The following is a 16,345-nucleotide window of genomic DNA, read 5'->3' as shown; positions in this document are numbered from 1 at the left end:
CGGTGCCGGTCAGACCAGCGCGCGCACCGTCTCGACCGCGGCGAGGACGGCGAACACGACGAACAGCACCGCGGCCACCCGGCGGATGAGCGCCACCGGCAGCCGGTCGGCCAGCGCCTTGCCGAGGAACACCGCCAGGGCGGACACGGTGAGCAGCGCGGCCCAGGCGCCGACGAAGACCGACACCGGGGCGTCGAAGCGGGCGGCCAGGCCGGCGGTGGCCAGCTGGGAGAGGTCACCCCACTCGGCGGCGAACAGCACGCCGAAGGAGACGGCCGCCGCTCGCAGGAACGACGTCTGCTCCCGCGCGTCGGCGGCCTCCCCGCCGTCCTCGGGCCCCTCGGACGCGCTGCGCCAGAGCAGCACGGCGCCGACCAGGAACAGCACCGCCACCACCCCGGTGACCAGCGCCTGCGGCAGCAGGGACAGCAGGGAGCCGGCGGTCACCGCGATGGCCACCTGCAGGCCGAAGGCGGTGCCGACACCGACGAACACCGGCAGCGGCGGGAACCGGGTGGCCAGGACGAGGCTGGCGAACAGCGTCTTGTCCGGCAGCTCCACGGGGAGCACGAGGAGGAACGCCGTCGCGACGACGGACAGGACGATCACGGGTGGGTCTCTCTTCCGCTCGGCACGGCCGGGCGGGGGCGCACGCCTCCGACCGGCAGTGCGACGACTGCTCCGGTCGAAGGTCTCGCCCACCCGCGCGGGGCGCGGGCCCGCTGACCGGGCACCCGGGGGTGCCAGCGTGTCGACCAGCGGACGGGGGGCTACTCCCCTTCTCGACCGCCCACCCTAGCCGACCGGCGCCGGGAACCCGGGTGCGCCGTGGTGTGGTCCCGGTTACCGTGCGGCCGTGCCGTTCCGTTGACGCCCGGCGTCCGACCCCCTCCCGCCGGCGGCCCGACCGCTGGCCCGCCTCGCCGTGGCCTGGACGGCGCTGTCGGGCCTGGTCCCGGTCTACCCGCTGTACGCGCTGCTGTTCCTCGACACCGGGCTGTCCGCGGCGCAGGTGTCGGGCCTGTTCGCGCTGTGGTCGCTGACCGGCCTGCTCGCCGAGGTGCCCACCGGCGTGCTCGCCGACCGGTGGTCGCGCCGCGGCGCGCTGGTGCTCGCCGGCGTCCTGGAGGCGGCCGGCTTCGCGGTGTGGACGGCGGCCCCCGGTCCGGTGGGCTTCGCGGCCGGCTTCGTGCTGTGGGGGGTCGGCGGGGCGCTGGTGTCGGGCACGGCCGAGGCGCTGGTCTACGACGGGCTGGCCGCGGCCGGCGCGGAGGACGCCTACCTGCGGGTGCACGGCGCGACGACCGCCACCGAGCTGCTGGTCCAGGTGCCCACGGCGCTGCTGGCGGGGGTGCTGGTGGCCGCCGGCGGGTACCCGCTCGTCGGGTGGGCGAGCGTGGCGGTGTGCCTGGCCGCGGCGGGGCTGGCCACCGGGTTCCCCGAGCTGCCGCGCGCGGACGACGGCGAGCCGGAGGTGCCGCTGCGGACGGCGGCCGCGACGGCCCTGCGCCGGCCGGGGCTGTGGCCGGTGCTGGCCGCGGTCGCGCTGCTCGGCGGGCTGGACGCGATCGAGGAGTACTTCCCGGTGCTCGCCCGCGACCTGGGCGTGCCGACCGCGCTCGTGCCGGCCGCCGTCCTCGTCGTCGCGCTGGCCGGGGCGGCGGGGGCCGCGCTGGCCGGCCGGGTCGGGCGGCTGCCCGCCCGCGCCCTGCCGGTGCTGCTGGCCTCCTCCGCGGTGCTGCTCGCCGTGGGGGCGCTGGTGGCGCACCCGGTCGCGCTGGCCGCGGTCGCGGTGTCCTACGGGCTCTATCTCGCGGTGCTGGTGGTGGGGGAGGCGCGGCTGCAGGAGCAGGTGCCCGGGGCGGTGCGCGCCACGGTGACCTCGGTGGCGGGCCTGGGCATCGAGCTCGCGTCGCTGCTGGTCTTCGCCGCCTGGGCGCTCGGCGGCGCGCCGGCGGTGGCGGTGCTCCTCGCCGCCGCCGTGCCCATCACGTGGTCGGCCTTCCGGCCGACACCGCGGCCAGGAGCCGTCCCCGACCGGCGCTGAGCCCTGCCACGCCGTCCCGGCCGGGAGCCTCCGGCCCCGCGACCGGTCCGCCGTCCTCCGCGGGGCGGCTCGCCAGAGGACGTGGCGGGTGCGGGGACGTCTGGACCGCTACCTCGCGGTGCGGCGGGCGATGCGGGCGGCGAAGACGCCGGCGGCGTGGCCGTTGTCGATCGTGCTCACCACGACGCCCGGTGAGGCCGCGTTGAGCATGGTCAGCAGCGCGCCGAACCCGCCGAAGGACCCCGGCTGCCCGGTGGAGGTGGGCACCGCGACGATCGGGACGTCGGTCATGGCGGCCACGGTGGCGGCCAGCGACGCGTCGAGCCCGGCGACGACGACCAGGCAGTCGGTGTCGTCGAGCAGCGTGCGGTCGGTGAGCAGCGGGCGCAGCCGGCTGCCGCCGACGTCGTCGACGCGCACGACCTCGGTGCCGGTGACCCGCGCGACGAAGGCGGCCTCGGCGGCCACCGACGCGTCGGCGGTGCCGGCGCACAGCACGCCGACCCGGCCGCGCGGCTCGGGGATCGGCCCCACCGCCGCCGACATCGCCACGGCGTCGACGGTGGTGGACCCGTCGTGCGCGGCGGCCAGCGCGACGAGGGTGTCGGCGGTCGCGCGCACCACCAGCGCGGGCCGGTCGGGGTGCTCGGCGCGTGCCTCGCGGACCAGCGCCAGCACCTGCTCGGTGCTGCGGTTGACCCCCCAGATGACGTCGGGCTCGGCCGGCTCCGGGCGGCCGGGCGGGCCGGGCGCCGGCTGCGGCGCGAGCGAGGGCTCCGCCGGGCTGCCGGTCGACAGCGGCGGGTCGGGCGACCGGTCGGCCAGCAGCGCGGCGAACCCGCCGACCGGGTCCAGCGGCGAGGTCCGCACGGTGACCCTCGGGGACGGCCCCGCGGTGGGGGCGGGGGTGTCGGGCGGGGCGGCGTCCGGGGCGCGGGTCTGGGTCAGCGCCGAGAGCCGGACGACGCGGTCGCGGCCGCTGCGCTTGGCGTCGTAGAGCACGCCGTCGGCCGCGGCGAAGAGGGTGCGGCGGTCGTCCCCGCGGGTGGCCGAGGCGATGCCGACGCTGATGGTCACCGGCACGGTCACGCCGTCGGCGGCCCAGTCGTGCGCGGCGACGGCGCGGCGGATCCGCTCGAGCGCGTGCTCGGCCTGCTCGGCGGTGGTGTCGGGCAGCAGCACGACGAACTCGTCGCCGGCCCACCGGCACACCTCGTCGGTGTCGCGGCAGCCGGCCAGCAGCAGCTCGGCGACCGTCCGCAGCACCGCGTCGCCGCCGGGGTGGCCGACCGCGTCGTTGATCGACTTGAACCGGTCGACGTCGACGACGGCCAGCGCGGGCGTGGTGCCGGCGCTGAGCAGCCCGTCGAGCCGTGCCTCGGCGTAGCGCCGGTTCGGCAGGTGGGTGAGCGGGTCCTCGTAGGCCTGCCGGCGCAGCTGGCCGGCGGCCCGCTCGTTCTCCAGCAGGCTCTTGCGCCGCCCGAACAGCTCCACCCAGCGGGTGCGCCGCTCGTCGACCCGTTCCAGCTCGTCGGCGAGGTAGGCCTGCAGGTAGGGCAGCGCGCGGCCGGCGTCGTCGAGCTCCGCGTGCAGCGTGCACAGCTCGCGCAGCGCGGCCCGCCGCAGCCGGGGCAGGCCGTGCTCGGTGGCCAGCGCCAGCGCCTTGGCCAGCTGCTCGTCGGCACCGCGCCCGTCGCCCTGGCGGCGCAGCGCCCGGCCGAGCGCGAGCTCCGCCGAGGCCAGCAGCGCCCGGTCGCCGGTGGCGCTGCTGACGCGGACGGCGGCCCGCAGCGGCCCGCTGGCGGCCGCGTGCTCGCCGAGTCCGACCAGCGCCCAGCCGTGCACCACCTGCGCGGCGACGATCCCCTCGGCGTCCGGGGGCAGCTGGGCCAGCGCCTGCTCGGCCAGCCGGCGGGCCTCGGCGAAGTGCGGGGCGGCGGAGGCGGGGTCGCCGTCGTCGAGCAGGGCCTCGCCGAGCTCGGCGCACAGCTCGGCCAGGCAGGTGGCCGCGCGGGCGGCGAGCACCTCGGGGTGCTCGTCGTCGTCGAGCAGGCCCTGCTCGGCGGCCGCGGTGGCCGCCTCCAGCGCGCGGCGCTGGTAGTCCAGCGCCAGCGGCATGAGCTCGAGGTCGGCCAGGACGCCGGCCAGCGTGCCGAGGGTGTCGACCAGCAGCGCCCCGGGCGGCAGGTCGGAGTCGAGCAGGCTCGCGGCCTCGACCGCCTCGTCCATCGCCGCGTCGACCCGGCGGGACAGCAGCTCGATGCGCGCGTGCCGGGCCAGGCCCGCGGCGCGCTGCAGGTCGTCGTCGGAGGCGTCGAAGGCGGCCTTGGCCGAGCGCACCAGCGCGATGGCCAGCGCGGCGTGCGAGGCCGACGCGGAGCGCGGGTCCCCGTCGGGGCGCTCCCCGGGGTGGTCGAGCAGCCCCGCGACGCCGGCGTGCAGGTCGAGGGACTCCGTCGCGGGCGCGTCGATCGGCTCCCCGACCACGCTGAAGCCGGCCACCCGCAGCCGGCGGACGAGCAGCTCGGCGCGCAGGGTGTCGGCCCACGCCCGGCCGAGGGACGGCGGGTCGTCGCGTCCGGCCCGCCCCTCGCGGTCGTCGGGCTCGTAGGGCGAGGAGAGGTCGACGACCGACAGCAGGTGCTCGGCGTCGTCGAGCTGCCAGTTGGCGAGGGCAGCGCTCACCCGTTGGTGCAGGGCTCCGGGTGGCACCAGCGCACTGTGCACGCCGTCCGCGGGGGAGTCGAGCACCGGACCGGGGGCACGCCGGGACGCGGGCGGCCCGTCGTCCGTCGTGTCACGGGAGTCCCAGGCGGGGCCGCGCGTCACGCCGTCGTCCCCTCGGCCGCGACGTCCGCGGCGTCGCTGACCAGGCCGGGTGCGCGCACCCGGTTGCGCCCGCCGCGCTTGGCGGAGAACAGGTGCAGGTCGGCGGTGTCGAACAGCGAGCGCCAGCCGGGCGGGTCGCCGGCGCCGTCGGCCGGCGCGGTGGCCACCCCGATGCTCACCGTGATCGGCGCGGTCAGCGGCAGGTCGCGCCAGTCGGCCTCGGCGACGGCGGCGCGCAGCCGCTCGACGGCGGCCAGCGCCTGGCTCTGGGTGGCGGTGGGCAGCACGACGAGGAACTCGTCCCCGGCCCAGCGGTAGACCTCGTCGTCGAGGCGGCTGTGCTCGCGCAGCAGGGCGGCCACCCGGCGCAGCACCTCGTCGCCGTGCGAGTGCGAGGTGTCGTCGTTGACCTCCTTGAAGCGGTCGACGTCGACGACGGCCAGCGACAGCGGCTCGGCGCCCAGCCGGAGTCCGGCCAGTCGGCGCTCGGCGCTGCGCCGGTTGCCCAGCCCGGTCAGCGGGTCCTCCAGCGCGTGCCGGCGCAGCTCCGCCGCCTGCCGCTCGACCTCGCGCAGTCGGCTGCGCCGGACGAACATCTCCGCCCACAGCTCGCGGCTGCGCGCGTGCGCCCGCCCGGTGTCGGTGCGGTAGGCGTCGAGCCAGTACAGCGCCTCGGCGGGCCGGCCCCTCGCGGCGGTGGCCTGGCCGAGCTCGAGCAGGCACTGGCGGTAGCGGCGGCGGTCGGCGGTCGCGGCGAAGGCGCCGGCGGCGTCGACGAGCAGGTCGGTGGCCTCCTCGGCGTGCCCGCCGCCGCTGTGCAGCTGGGAGAGCCGGCCGAGCAGCCGGGCCAGCGCCAGGTCGGTGTAGCCGCGCAGCCAGGTGCTCCCCGTCCGGTGCACCCGCCGGTGCGCCGAGCGCAGCGGGCCGACGGCGTCGTCGAGGTCGTCGTGGCAGGCCAGCGCCCAGGCCTGGACGACGTCGAGCAGGTCGAGGTCGTCGGGGTCGGGCTCGACGTCGAGGGCGCGGGCGCCGGTGGCGTGGGCCAGCGCGCTCCCGGCGAGCTCCACGCTGCGGTCCACCTGGCCGCGGCGGCGCAGCGTCTGGGCCAGCTCGGTGGACTGCTGCGCGCACAGCCGCATCAGCAGCCAGCGGTCGGCGAGCCCGGGCAGCGCGGAGGCCACCCGGCAGCCCTGCTCGGCCTGGGCCAGCGCCAGCTCCTCGAGGTCGAGCGCGGTGAGGGTCAGCGACAGCCACAGGTGCGCCTGGTGCAGGTCGCGCGTGGGCTCACCGGTGCCGAGCTGCTCGGTGAGCAGGCTGGCGTCGATCGCCAGCAGCATCGCCGCGTCGGGGTGGTCGCCGGCCGCCTCGACGTGCGCCAGGTAGGCCAGCGCCAGCGCGGTCGACGGCGCGGGCGGGCAGGCGGCCAGCGCCTCGCGGGCGGTGGCGAGGTCGTGGGCCGCGGCGTCCGGGTGTCCGTCGACCAGGGCGCGGCGGGCGCCGAGGGCCGCGCGCCAGGCCGCCCAGCGCGGCTCGCTCGCGGCGGCGAGGGCGCCCTCGACGGCGTCGAGCTCGGTGCGGAAGGCGTCGGCGTCGTCCCGCCCGCTGGCGGCCAGGACGCGCCACAGCGCAGCGTCCAGGTCACCGTGGGTGACGGAAACGGGCCCGGGAGTCACGCGTTCCCTTCCGTTCGACGGGTGTCCGGCCGCTCGGCCGGTGGCGGCAGGCCCCCGTGCCGACCTGCGGCTCCGCCCGGTCGCACTACCCTCGTCGGGTGCCCGAGACGCCTCCGACGCGGTTCGCCTACCTCGGCCCCGAGGGTACCTTCGCCGAGGCGGCGCTGAGCACCGCAGTCGGCCCGGACGAGGGCCTCCGGCAGCCGGCCGCCAGCGTCGCGGCCGCCCTGGTGGCGGTGCGCACCGGCGAGGCCGACGCCGCGCTGGTGCCGCTGGAGAACTCCGTCGAGGGCTCGGTGCCGGCCACGATGGACGGCCTGGCCGACGGCGACCCGCTGGTCATCACCCGCGAGGTGTTCCTCCCCGTCTCCTTCGTCCTCGCCGTCCGCCCCGGCACGCGGGCCGCCGACGTGCGCACCGTGGTCAGCCACCCGCACGCACTGGCCCAGACGACCCGCACCGTGGCCACCTGGCTGCCCGGCGTCCCGAGCCTGCCGGCCTCCTCCACCGCCGCCGCGGCGCGCGCGGTCGCCGAGGGCGAGCACGACGCCGCCGTGTGCGCGCCGATCGCCGCCGAGCGCTACGGGCTGGTGCCGCTGGCCGAGGACGTCGCCGACCACCCCGGCGCGGTCACCCGCTTCGTGCTCGTGTCCCGCCCCGGGACGCTGCCGGAGCCGACCGGTGACGACAAGACCTCGCTGGTCGCCGTCGTCGCCGACCGCACCGGCGCGCTGCTCGACGTCCTGCGCGAGTTCGCCGTCCGCGGGATCAGCCTCACCCGCATCGAGTCCCGGCCCACCCGCGACCGGCTGTGGGTCTACTCGTTCTCGCTGGACTGCGAGGGGCACGTCGCCGAGGCGCGGGTGGGGGAGGCGCTGGCCGCCCTGCACCGGGTCTGCGAGGACGTGCGCTTCCTCGGCTCCTACCCGCGCGCCGACGGCCGCACCAACCGCCCGGTGCCCGACGTCGCCGCCGACGCCGCCTTCGCCGACGCGCACGCCTGGCTGGCCCGCCTCCGCGCCGGCGAGGTGTGACCGGGCACTTCCGCGGAACTGCCCGCTCAGACCGGCTCGAGCGCGCGCTCGGGCTCGGGGTGCGGCCGGCGGGCCAGCCGGCTGGGCCACCAGGTGCGGTCGCCGAGCAGCGCGACCGCCGCGGGCACCACCAGCGACCGGACGACGAAGGTGTCGAGCAGCACGCCGAAGCCCACGAGGAACGACAGCTGGGTGAGGAACAGCAGCGGCAGCACCGACAGTGCGCCGAAGGTCGCCGCCAGCACCAGCCCGGCGCTGGTGATCACCCCGCCGGTCACCGCCAGCGCCCGCAGGACGCCGTCGCGGGTGCCGTGCCGCGCCGACTCCTCGCGGGCGCGGGTCATCAGGAAGATGTTGTAGTCGATCCCCAGGGCGACGAGGAACACGAACCCGATGAGCAGGATGCCCGGGTCGCTGCCGGGGAAGCCGAAGACGTCGTCGAACAGCAGCGCGGCCACCCCGACCGTCGCACCGACGCTGAGCACCACCGTGGCCACCAGCAGCAGCGGCGCCACCAGCGCCCGCAGCAGCAGCGCCAGCACGACGGTGATCACCACCAGCACGCTGGGCACGATCACCCGCAGGTCGCGGCCGGCGGTCTCGCGGGCGTCGAGGTTGCTCGCGGTGTCCCCGCCCACGAGGGCCTGCGGGTCGGCGTCGTCGAGCTGCCCGCGCAGGTCCTGGACGACGTCGATCGCCTCGGTGCTGTCGGCGGCCACGGCGAGGGTGACGTCGAGCCGGACCAGCCCATCGACCACCACCGGGTCGCCCCCGGGCGGCCCGCCGGTGAACGGCACCACCGACGCGACGCCCTCGGTGGCCGCGGCCGCCTCGGCGACCTCCGGCCAGGAGCCCTCCGGCGTGACGACGACGGTCGGGCTGCCCGAGCCGGCATCGAAGTGGCGGGCCAGCGCCTCCTGCCCGTCGACGCCGTTGGACTCGCCGCGGATGGCGTCGCTGAAGGTGATGCCCGAGGCGTCGTAGGTGGGCGCGAACACCGCGGCGGCCACCAGCGCGAGGGTGCTGAGGGCCAGCACGCGGCGGGGACGCCGGCCGACGAGGGCGGCGACCCGCTGCCAGCCCCGGCCCCGCGGGGGCTCGCTGCCGTACTTCGGCCGGAACGGCCAGAACGCGGCCCGGCCGAGCAGCACGAGCGCGGCGGGCAGGAAGGTGAGCGCGGCGACGACCGCGAGCGAGACGCTCACCGCCGAGATCGGCCCGAGGCCGCGGTTGGACGACAGGTCGGAGAACAGCAGGCAGAGCACGCCGAGGACGACGGTGGCGCCCGAGGCGACGATCGGCTCCCACGACCGGCGCAGCGCGGTCCGCATGGCGGTGAACCGGGACTGCTCCCGGCGCAGCTCCTCGCGGAAGCGGGAGACCAGCAGCAGGCCGTAGTCGGTGGCCGCGCCCACGACCAGGATCGAGGCGATGCCCTGGCTCTGGCCGTTGACCGTGATGAGGCCGTTGGCGGCGAGCAGGTAGGCGACCGCGTTGCCGGCGGTCAGGGCGAGACCCGCCGTCCCGATGACCAGGAACGGCAGCAGCGGGCTGCGGTAGACCACCAGCAGGATCAGCAGGACGACGCCGAAGGCGGCCAGCAGCAGCAACCCGTCGATGCCGGCGAACCCGTTGGCGAAGTCGGCGAAGATCCCGCCGGGCCCGGTGACGAACGACGACGTCCCGTCGACGGCGATCGCCGCCCGGACGTCCTCGACGACGGGCACGATCTCGTCGCCGATCTCGGGCGTCAGCGGCAGGAGGACCTGCACGGCCTCGCCGTCCTCGGAGGGGATCGGCGGGGTGGGCTCCCCGGCCAGGAAGCCGGCCTCCTCGGCGACGGCGGTCGCGTCCTGCACGCGCTGCGCGATCTCCCCGAGCGTGGCCTGGTCGAGGGGGCCGTCGCCCTCCCACAGCAGGATCGCCGGGATCGACTGGGTCGGCGAGAAGCCCTGCTGCAGCTCGGCCACGCGGGTGGACTCCGCGCTGTCGGGGAGGAAGGCGGCGGTGTCGTTCTCCTGCAGGCCGGTCAGCTTCCCGCTGAGCGCGCCGAGCGGCCCGGCCGCCCCGAGCCACAGCAGGAGGACGACCAGGGGGAGCAGCCAGCGGGCCCGGCGCGCCATGATGTGGTCCTCTCGACGGCCTATCATCTCGATCGTCGAGAGATTAGAGGGGAGGCGGCGTGGCGCGCAACGCGGGCGAGCGGGCCGAGGCGGCCCTGCTGCTGCGCCGGCTCAGCGTCGAGCTCGACGCCGTGGGCCAGCGCTTCGCCGACCTGCACGGACTCGGGCGCACCGACGTGCGGGCCATCGTCGCGGTCATGGACGCCGCGCGGGCGGGGGAGCCCCTCACCGCCGGCGGGCTCGGCACGGCGGTGTCGCTCAGCTCCGCGTCGGTCACCGCGCTGGTCGACCGGCTCGAGCGCTCGGGGCACCTGCAGCGGGTGCGCGACCCGGCCGACCGGCGGCGCGTCGTCCTGCAGATGACCGAGCGGTCGATGGCCGCCGGGGCGGCGTTCTTCGGCGGGCTGCAGCGCGATCTCGTGGCGGCGATGGAGGGGTTCTCCGACGCCGACCTCGCCGTCGTCATCCGCTTCCTCACCGCGATGACCGAGGTGATCGAGCGCCACGCCCAGGCATAGGAGGCTCTCCCCACGTCGGACGGGCCCAGGACGTGGGGAGAGCTCCCTGTGCCTCGCAGCGCCCCTAGAGGTAGAGGCCGGTGGACTCCTCGATCCGCTCCGCGGCGACGGCGTGCACGTCGCGCTCGCGCAGGATGATCAGCTCCTCGCCGTGCACCTCGACCTCGTGCTGGTCCTCGGGGGAGAAGAGCACCTGGTCGCCGACCTTCACCTGGCGCACGCCCGCCCCCACGCCGCGGGCCTCGCCCCACACCAGCCGCTTGGCCACCTGCGCCGTCGCCGGGATGAGGATGCCGCCGGTGGACCGCCGTTCGCCGTCCTCCCGGCGCAGCGCGACCAGGACGCGGTCGTGCAGCATCTTGATCGGGAGCTTGCCCGCGGTCTCTGCCACGCCCGTCACGGTACGCGGAGGTGAGGTGCTGGAACGGCCCCGTCCGCAGGCTCGCCCCGAGCCTGCGAGGGGTGAGGAGGACGGGGTCCTTCACCCCCAGCCGAGCTCGTGGAGGCGCTCGTCGTCGATGCCGAAGTGGTGCGCGATCTCGTGGACGACGGTCACCGTCACCTCCTCGACCACCTCCTCGGCGGTCGAGCAGACGTCGCAGATGGCCTCGCGGTAGACCATGATCCGGTCGGGCAGCGCCCCGCCGTACTGCCAGCCGCGCTCGGTGAGCGCGTACCCCTCGTAGAGGCCCAGCAGCTCGGGCTCCTCCTCGTTGCGGTCCTCGACGAGCACGACGACGTTGTCCAGCAGCGCCATCAGCTCGGTCGGGACGGCGTCGAGGGCGTCGGCGACCAGCGACTCGAAGACCTCCCGCGGGAGGGGCCTCACCAGCTGGTCGGCAGCGGCCGGCCCTCCTCGTAGCCGGCCGCGCTCTGCACCCCCAGGACGGCGCGCTCGTGCAGCTCGTCGACGGTGCGGGCGCCGGCGTAGGTGCACGACGAGCGCACCCCGGCGACGATGCCGTCGATCAGGTCCTCCACGCCGGGGCGGGCCGGGTCGAGGTACATCCGCGAGGAGCTGATGCCCTCCTCGAACAGACCGGCGCGGGCCCGCTCGAAGCCGCTCTGCGCCGCCGTCCGGGCCTTGACCGCGCGGGCCGAGGCCATGCCGAAGGACTCCTTGTAGAGCCGGCCGCCGCCGTCGTCGTGGATGTCGCCGGCGGACTCGTAGGTGCCGGCGAACCAGGAGCCGACCATGACGTTCGCCGCGCCCGCGGCCAGCGCCAGCGCGACGTCGCGCGGGTGGCGCACGCCGCCGTCGGCCCACACGTGCCGGCCCAGCCGGCGCGCCTCGGCCGCGCACTCCTCGACGGCGGAGAACTGCGGCCGCCCGACGCCGGTCATCATCCGCGTGGTGCACATGGCACCCGGCCCCACGCCGACCTTGACCACGTCGGCGCCGGCCTCGACGAGGTCGCGGGTGCCCTCGGCGGTGACCACGTTGCCGGCGACCACGGGCGTCGACCCGGCCACCGCGCGGACCGCGCGCACCGCCTCGACCGCCTTCTCCTGGTGGCCGTGCGCGGTGTCGACGACGAGCACGTCGACGCCGGCGGCCAGCAGCGCCGAGGCCTTGCCCGCGACGTCGCCGTTGATGCCGACGGCGGCGGCGGTGAGCAGCTGGCCCTCGGCGTTGACCGCGGGCGTGTACAGCGTCGAGCGCAGCGCGCCCTTGCGGGTGACGACGCCGACCAGCCGCTCGCCCTCGACCACCGGCGCGGCGCTGACCCGCTCCTCGGCGAGCACGTCGAAGACCTTCGGCAGCTCGGTGCCCGCGGGGATGGTCAGCGGGTGCGCGGCCATGACCTGCGCGAGCTGGGTGAAGCGGTCCACGTGCTGGCAGGCGCCGTCGGTCACCACGCCGACCGGCACGTCGTCCTCGACCACCACGACGATGCCGTGGGCGCGCTTGGTCAGCAGCGACAGCGCCTCGGCCACGGTCGAGGTGGGGCTCAGGGTGATCGCGGTGTCGTAGACCGGGTGCCGGGCGTGCACCCACGCGACGGCCTCGCCGACGACGTCGACCGGGATGTCCTGCGGGAGCACGGCCAGCCCGCCGCGGCGGGCCACCGTCTCGGCCATCCGCCGGCCGCTGATCGCCGTCATGTTGGCGACGACGACCGGGATCGTGGTGCCCACCCGGTCAGGCGTGGTCAGGTCGACCTCCAGCCGGGAGCCCACGGTGCTGTGGTTGGGCACCATGAAGACGTCGGCGTAGGTGAGGTCGGTGGCCGGGCGGTTGCCGCCGAGGAAGCGCATGGGTCCGAGTGTCCCAGGACCGGCCCCGCCGCGGTGCCGGCCCCGGGCTCGGCGCCGGCGCGGCCGACACCTCCCCCGCGGCTGCCCTGCACGGCACCCGGCCGGACCCCGGCGCCCGGCCGGTGCGGGTCCTCCCGCGCCGCCGGCCGTCGCTGCTGCCGGTCGCCGGAGCCGGTTCCGGTGGCTCTCTACGATCGAGGGGTGATCGACCTGCGCCTGGTGCGCGAGCACCCCGACGTCGTCCGTGCCAGCCAGCGTGCCCGCGGCGCCGACGAGTCCCGGGTCGACGCCCTGCTGGCCGCCGACGAGGCCCGCCGCGCCGCGGTCAAGCGGGCCGACGACCTGCGCGCGGAGCAGAAGGCCGCCTCCCAGGCGGTGAAGAGGGCCACGCCCGAGGAGCGCCCCGCCGTGCTGGAGCGGGCCCGGGCGCTGGCTGCGCAGGTCAAGGAGGCCGAGGAGGCCCAGCGGGCGGCCGACGCGGCGCTGCGCGAGGCGCACCTGGCCATCGCCAACGTCGTCCACGACGGGGTCCCGCCCGGCGGGGAGGACGACGCGGTGACGCTGCGCACGGTGGGGGAGGTGCCCACCTACGACTTCGAGGTGCGCGACCACCTGCAGCTCGGCGAGGCGCTCGGCGCGATCGACACCGAGCGCGGCGCGAAGGTCTCCGGCGCCCGCTTCTACTTCCTCACCGGCCCCGGCGCGCTGCTGGAGTTCGCGCTCGCCCAGCTGGCGATCTCCCGCGCGGTGGCCGCCGGGTTCACCCCCGTCGTGGCCCCGGCCCTGGTCAAGCCCGAGGCCATGGAGGGCACCGGCTTCCTCGGCGAGCACGACGAGGAGGTCTACAAGGTCGAGCGCGACGACCTCTACCTCGTCGGCACCTCCGAGGTCGCGCTGGCCGGGATGCGGATGAACGAGGTCCTCGACCTCTCCGCCGGGCCGCTGCGCTACGCCGGCTGGTCGTCCTGCTTCCGCCGCGAGGCCGGCTCGTACGGCAAGGACACCCGCGGCATCATCCGGGTGCACTGGTTCGACAAGGTCGAGATGTTCAGCTTCTGCCGGCCCGAGGAGGCCGCCGCGGAGCACCTGCGGCTGCTGGCCTGGGAGGAGGAGTTCCTCCAGGCCCTCGAGCTGCCCTACCGGGTGGTCGACATCGCCGCCGGCGACCTGGGCACCAGTGCCGCCCGCAAGTACGACATCGAGGCGTGGTTCCCGTCGCAGGGCACCTACCGCGAGCTGACGTCGACGTCGGACTGCACCACGTTCCAGGCGAGGCGGCTGGCCGTCCGCTACCGCGACGAGGACGGGAAGCCGCAGACCGCGGCCACCCTCAACGGCACGCTGTGCGCGATCGCCCGCACCATCGCCTGCCTGCTCGAGGTGCACCAGCGCGCCGACGGCTCGGTGCACGTCCCGGCGGCGCTGCGGCCCTGGCTGGGCGGCCACGAGGTGCTCACCCCCGGCATGACGCTGGCCGCGCCGGTGCCCGCGTGAGCGAGCTCGCGAGCGGGTCCGCGCCGCGGGCGGTCATCTCCGGGCACGTCCCCTCGCCGGAGTCCGAGCGGGTGGTCGACCTCGGCGACCTCGGCAGCTGGCGGCCGAGGCTGGTGGCCAGCGACCTCGACGGCACCCTGCTCACCTCCGAGGGCGTGGTCAGCCCGCGCACCCGGACGGCGCTGGAGGCCTGCTGGGCCGCCGGCATCCCGGTCGTCGGGGTCACCGGGCGGGGCCCGCGGCTGCTCGACAGCGTCCGCGCCGCGCTGGACGGGCGCGGCATCGCCGTCCTGGCGCAGGGCGGGTTCGTCGTCGACCTCGAGCGCGACCAGGTGCTGCGCACGGTCGGGCTGCCCCGCGAGCAGGCGACGGCGGTCATCGAGCGCATCGAGGAGGTCGCCGGGGAGCTGATCGTGGCGGTCGAGGACGCCGCCGAGCAGGCCGAGGCGTACGCCCCGCTGCGCGTGCAGCACGGCTTCGACTGGCCCTACCCCGAGCCCGCGCACCTGCTGCCGCGCCACCAGGTGCTGCCCCAGGGGGCGGTGCTCAAGGTCTTCCTGCGCTCCCCCGCGCTCGGCCAGGACGAGCTGCTCGCCCGCGCCCGGCGCGTCGTCGACCCCGCCGAGGCCGAGGTGACCCACGCGGGCCTCGGCTTCATCGAGGTGCTGCCGCCCGGCGTCACCAAGGCCACCGGCCTGGCCGTGGCGCTCGAGCGCTACGGCGTCGGGTTCGGCGACGTGCTGGTCTTCGGCGACATGCCCAACGACCTGCCGATGATCGGCGCGGTCACCGAGGCCGGCGGCCGCGCCGTCGCGGTGGCCAACGCCCACCCGACCGTCCGGGCCGCGGCCGGCGGACTCACCGGAGGGCACGACGCCGACGGCGTGGCCCGCTACCTCGAGGCGGTGCTGGCCGGTGTCTGACTGGCGTCCGCGGCTGATCGCCAGCGACATGGACGGCACGCTGCTGCGCTCCGACGACACCGTCAGCGACGAGACGGTGGCCGAGCTGCGGCGCTGGGCGGACGACGGGGTGCCGCTCGTCCTGGCCACCGGCCGGCCCCCGCGCTGGATGCGCCGGATCCGCGAGGTGGTGCGCACCGGCACCGCCGTCTGCTGCAACGGCGCGGTGCTGTTGGACCTGGAGCGCTTCGAGGTGCTCGAGGAGGACGCGCTGCCGCCCGACGTCCTGGCGGCGATCACCGGGGGCCTGCGCGCCGAGCAGCCGGGCACCTGGTTCGCCGTCGAGTACGGGCTGGAGTTCCGCCACGAGCCGGTCTACCGGCCGCGGTGGGACGTGGACGCCCCCGGCGTCGCGGAGGCCCCGCTCGAGGAGATCGTCGCGGCCCCCGCGGCCAAGCTGCTGGCCCGCCACGAGGACCTGGACCGCGACTCCTTCGTCGCGCTGGTGCAGCGGGTGGTCGGCGACCTCGCCACGGTGACGACGTCGTCGTCGGACGCGCTGGCCGAGATCTCCGCGCGCGGCGTGACCAAGGCCACCGGCCTGTCGCGGGTCGCCGCCCGGCACGGGGTGGGCCCGGAGGACGTCGTCGTGTTCGGCGACATGCCCAACGACATCGCGGCCTTCGACTGGGTGCGCGAGGGCGGGGGCCGGGCCGTGGCGATGGCGCACGCCCACCCGGAGCTGCTCGCGGCGGCCACCGACGTCACCACCGGCAACGACGACGACGGCGTCGCCGCCTTCCTGTCCTCCCTCTGAGGGGGACGCCGCGATGATCGGGTCACCTGATCATCGCGGGGCGTCCCCTACAGGTACTGGCCGCCGCCCGGGCGGGGTTCGACCGCGGGACCGGGCAGTGCGCGCCGGCGGATCTCCTCCAGCTGCGCCCGGGCGGCCATCTGCTGGGCGAACAGCGCCGTCTGGATGCCCTGGAAGACGCCCTCCAGCCAGCCGACCAGCTGGGCCTGGGCGATGCGCAGCTCGGCGTCGGAGGGGGTCACGCCCTCGCTGAACGGCGAGGTGATCCGCCGCAGCTCCTCCGACAGCTCGGGCGCCAGACCCTGCTCCAGCTCGCGGATCGAGGAGGCGTGGATGTCGCGCAGCCGCGCGCGGCTGGCGTCGTCGAGGGGCGCGGCGCGCACCTCCTCGAGGAGCTGCTTGATCATCGTGCCGATCCGCATGACCTTCGCAGGCTGCTCGACCATCTCGCCCATGCCGTGCGCGCCGTCGTCGTCGCCACCGGCGGCCGGCACGGGCATCGCGCCGACCGGCCGGCCGTCGGGACCGACGACGACGACCTGCTGCGGACGCTCGCTGCCGTTCTGCGGTGCCGTCATGCCCTCCATCCTGCCCCGCGCTCGCGGGACGGCGAACGCGGGGAGCCGGGTCCGGCGGCAACCGGTCCCGT

At 76.6% G+C, this 16,345-nt stretch carries 14 protein-coding genes; 6 read left to right on the top strand and 8 right to left on the bottom strand.

Going from position 1 to position 16,345, the window contains the following annotated elements; genetic code table 11:
- Positions 1–9: 9 nt before the first annotated feature.
- Positions 10–609 (bottom strand): TMEM165/GDT1 family protein, encoded by a 600-nt coding sequence (locus tag LY71_RS18515; protein ID WP_245888070.1) that lies wholly within the window; start codon positions 607–609, stop codon positions 10–12.
- 316 nt (positions 610–925) lie between these two features.
- On the opposite strand from LY71_RS18515, the gene LY71_RS18510 reads away from it, so the two are divergent.
- The gene (locus tag LY71_RS18510) at positions 926–2,047 is read left to right on the top strand and encodes an MFS transporter (RefSeq protein WP_106280406.1); all 1,122 of its coding nucleotides are present in this window, start codon (positions 926–928) and stop codon (positions 2,045–2,047) included.
- Positions 2,048–2,155: 108 nt separating this feature from the next.
- On the opposite strand, the gene LY71_RS18505 is transcribed toward LY71_RS18510, so the two are convergent.
- Together LY71_RS18505 and LY71_RS18500 are read right to left on the bottom strand one after the other, a co-directional pair.
- A complete protein-coding gene (locus tag LY71_RS18505) occupies positions 2,156–4,759 on the bottom strand; it encodes a diguanylate cyclase domain-containing protein (protein ID WP_245888069.1) in 2,604 nt (867 codons plus the stop codon).
- Positions 4,760–4,872: 113 nt separating this feature from the next.
- Complete coding sequence (locus tag LY71_RS18500) at positions 4,873–6,549, bottom strand: GGDEF domain-containing protein (RefSeq protein ID WP_106280402.1); 1,677 nt, start codon at positions 6,547–6,549, stop codon at positions 4,873–4,875.
- 98 nt (positions 6,550–6,647) lie between these two features.
- On the opposite strand from LY71_RS18500, the gene pheA reads away from it, so the two are divergent.
- Positions 6,648–7,583, top strand: a complete 936-nt coding sequence (pheA, locus tag LY71_RS18495; RefSeq protein ID WP_106280400.1) for a prephenate dehydratase — start codon at positions 6,648–6,650, stop codon at positions 7,581–7,583.
- 26 nt (positions 7,584–7,609) lie between these two features.
- Here pheA and LY71_RS18490 read toward each other — a convergent pair whose 3' ends face one another.
- Positions 7,610–9,706, bottom strand: a complete 2,097-nt coding sequence (locus LY71_RS18490) for an MMPL family transporter (RefSeq protein ID WP_106280397.1) — start codon at positions 9,704–9,706, stop codon at positions 7,610–7,612.
- A 59-nt stretch (positions 9,707–9,765) separates the two neighbouring features.
- Between LY71_RS18490 and LY71_RS18485 the strand changes: the two genes are divergently transcribed.
- Positions 9,766–10,224 carry a MarR family winged helix-turn-helix transcriptional regulator gene (locus LY71_RS18485; RefSeq protein ID WP_106280395.1) on the top strand — a complete coding sequence of 153 codons (459 nt, stop codon included), beginning with the start codon at positions 9,766–9,768 and terminating at the stop codon, positions 10,222–10,224.
- Positions 10,225–10,288: 64 nt separating this feature from the next.
- Here LY71_RS18485 and LY71_RS18480 read toward each other — a convergent pair whose 3' ends face one another.
- The 3 genes from LY71_RS18480 to LY71_RS18470 form a co-directional block, all read right to left on the bottom strand.
- Complete coding sequence (locus LY71_RS18480) at positions 10,289–10,615, bottom strand: GroES family chaperonin (protein WP_425433032.1); 327 nt, start codon at positions 10,613–10,615, stop codon at positions 10,289–10,291.
- Positions 10,616–10,705: 90 nt separating this feature from the next.
- On the bottom strand, positions 10,706–11,053 hold the full coding sequence (locus LY71_RS18475) for a metallopeptidase family protein (protein ID WP_106280393.1): 348 nt from the start codon (positions 11,051–11,053) through the stop codon (positions 10,706–10,708).
- Complete coding sequence (locus LY71_RS18470; protein WP_106280391.1) at positions 11,050–12,483, bottom strand: GuaB1 family IMP dehydrogenase-related protein; 1,434 nt, start codon at positions 12,481–12,483, stop codon at positions 11,050–11,052. The genes LY71_RS18475 and LY71_RS18470 overlap by 4 nt, the downstream gene beginning before the upstream one ends.
- A gap of 201 nt (positions 12,484–12,684) precedes the next feature.
- Here LY71_RS18470 and serS point away from each other — a divergent pair, with 201 nt between their 5' ends.
- Genes serS through LY71_RS18455 form a run of 3 tightly spaced genes read left to right on the top strand, consistent with a single transcriptional unit; the run spans position 12,685 to position 15,696 of the window.
- Positions 12,685–13,977, top strand: a complete 1,293-nt coding sequence (gene serS, locus LY71_RS18465) for a serine--tRNA ligase (protein ID WP_106280389.1) — start codon at positions 12,685–12,687, stop codon at positions 13,975–13,977.
- Positions 13,974–14,900 carry an HAD family hydrolase gene (locus LY71_RS18460; protein ID WP_245888067.1) on the top strand — a complete coding sequence of 309 codons (927 nt, stop codon included), beginning with the start codon at positions 13,974–13,976 and terminating at the stop codon, positions 14,898–14,900. The genes serS and LY71_RS18460 overlap by 4 nt, the downstream gene beginning before the upstream one ends.
- Positions 14,893–15,696, top strand: a complete 804-nt coding sequence (locus LY71_RS18455; RefSeq protein ID WP_106280387.1) for an HAD family hydrolase — start codon at positions 14,893–14,895, stop codon at positions 15,694–15,696. Before LY71_RS18460 ends, LY71_RS18455 begins: the two co-directional genes overlap by 8 nt.
- Before the next feature lie 47 nt (positions 15,697–15,743).
- Here the strand turns inward: LY71_RS18455 and LY71_RS18450 are convergent, their stop codons facing one another.
- A complete protein-coding gene (locus tag LY71_RS18450; protein WP_106280385.1) occupies positions 15,744–16,274 on the bottom strand; it encodes a bacterial proteasome activator family protein in 531 nt (176 codons plus the stop codon).
- Positions 16,275–16,345 lie beyond the last annotated feature (71 nt).

The sequence above is a fragment of the Geodermatophilus tzadiensis genome, assembly GCF_003002915.1.
GTDB lineage: Bacteria > Actinomycetota > Actinomycetes > Mycobacteriales > Geodermatophilaceae > Geodermatophilus > Geodermatophilus tzadiensis.
This window is presented reverse-complemented; position numbering and strand designations above follow the sequence as displayed.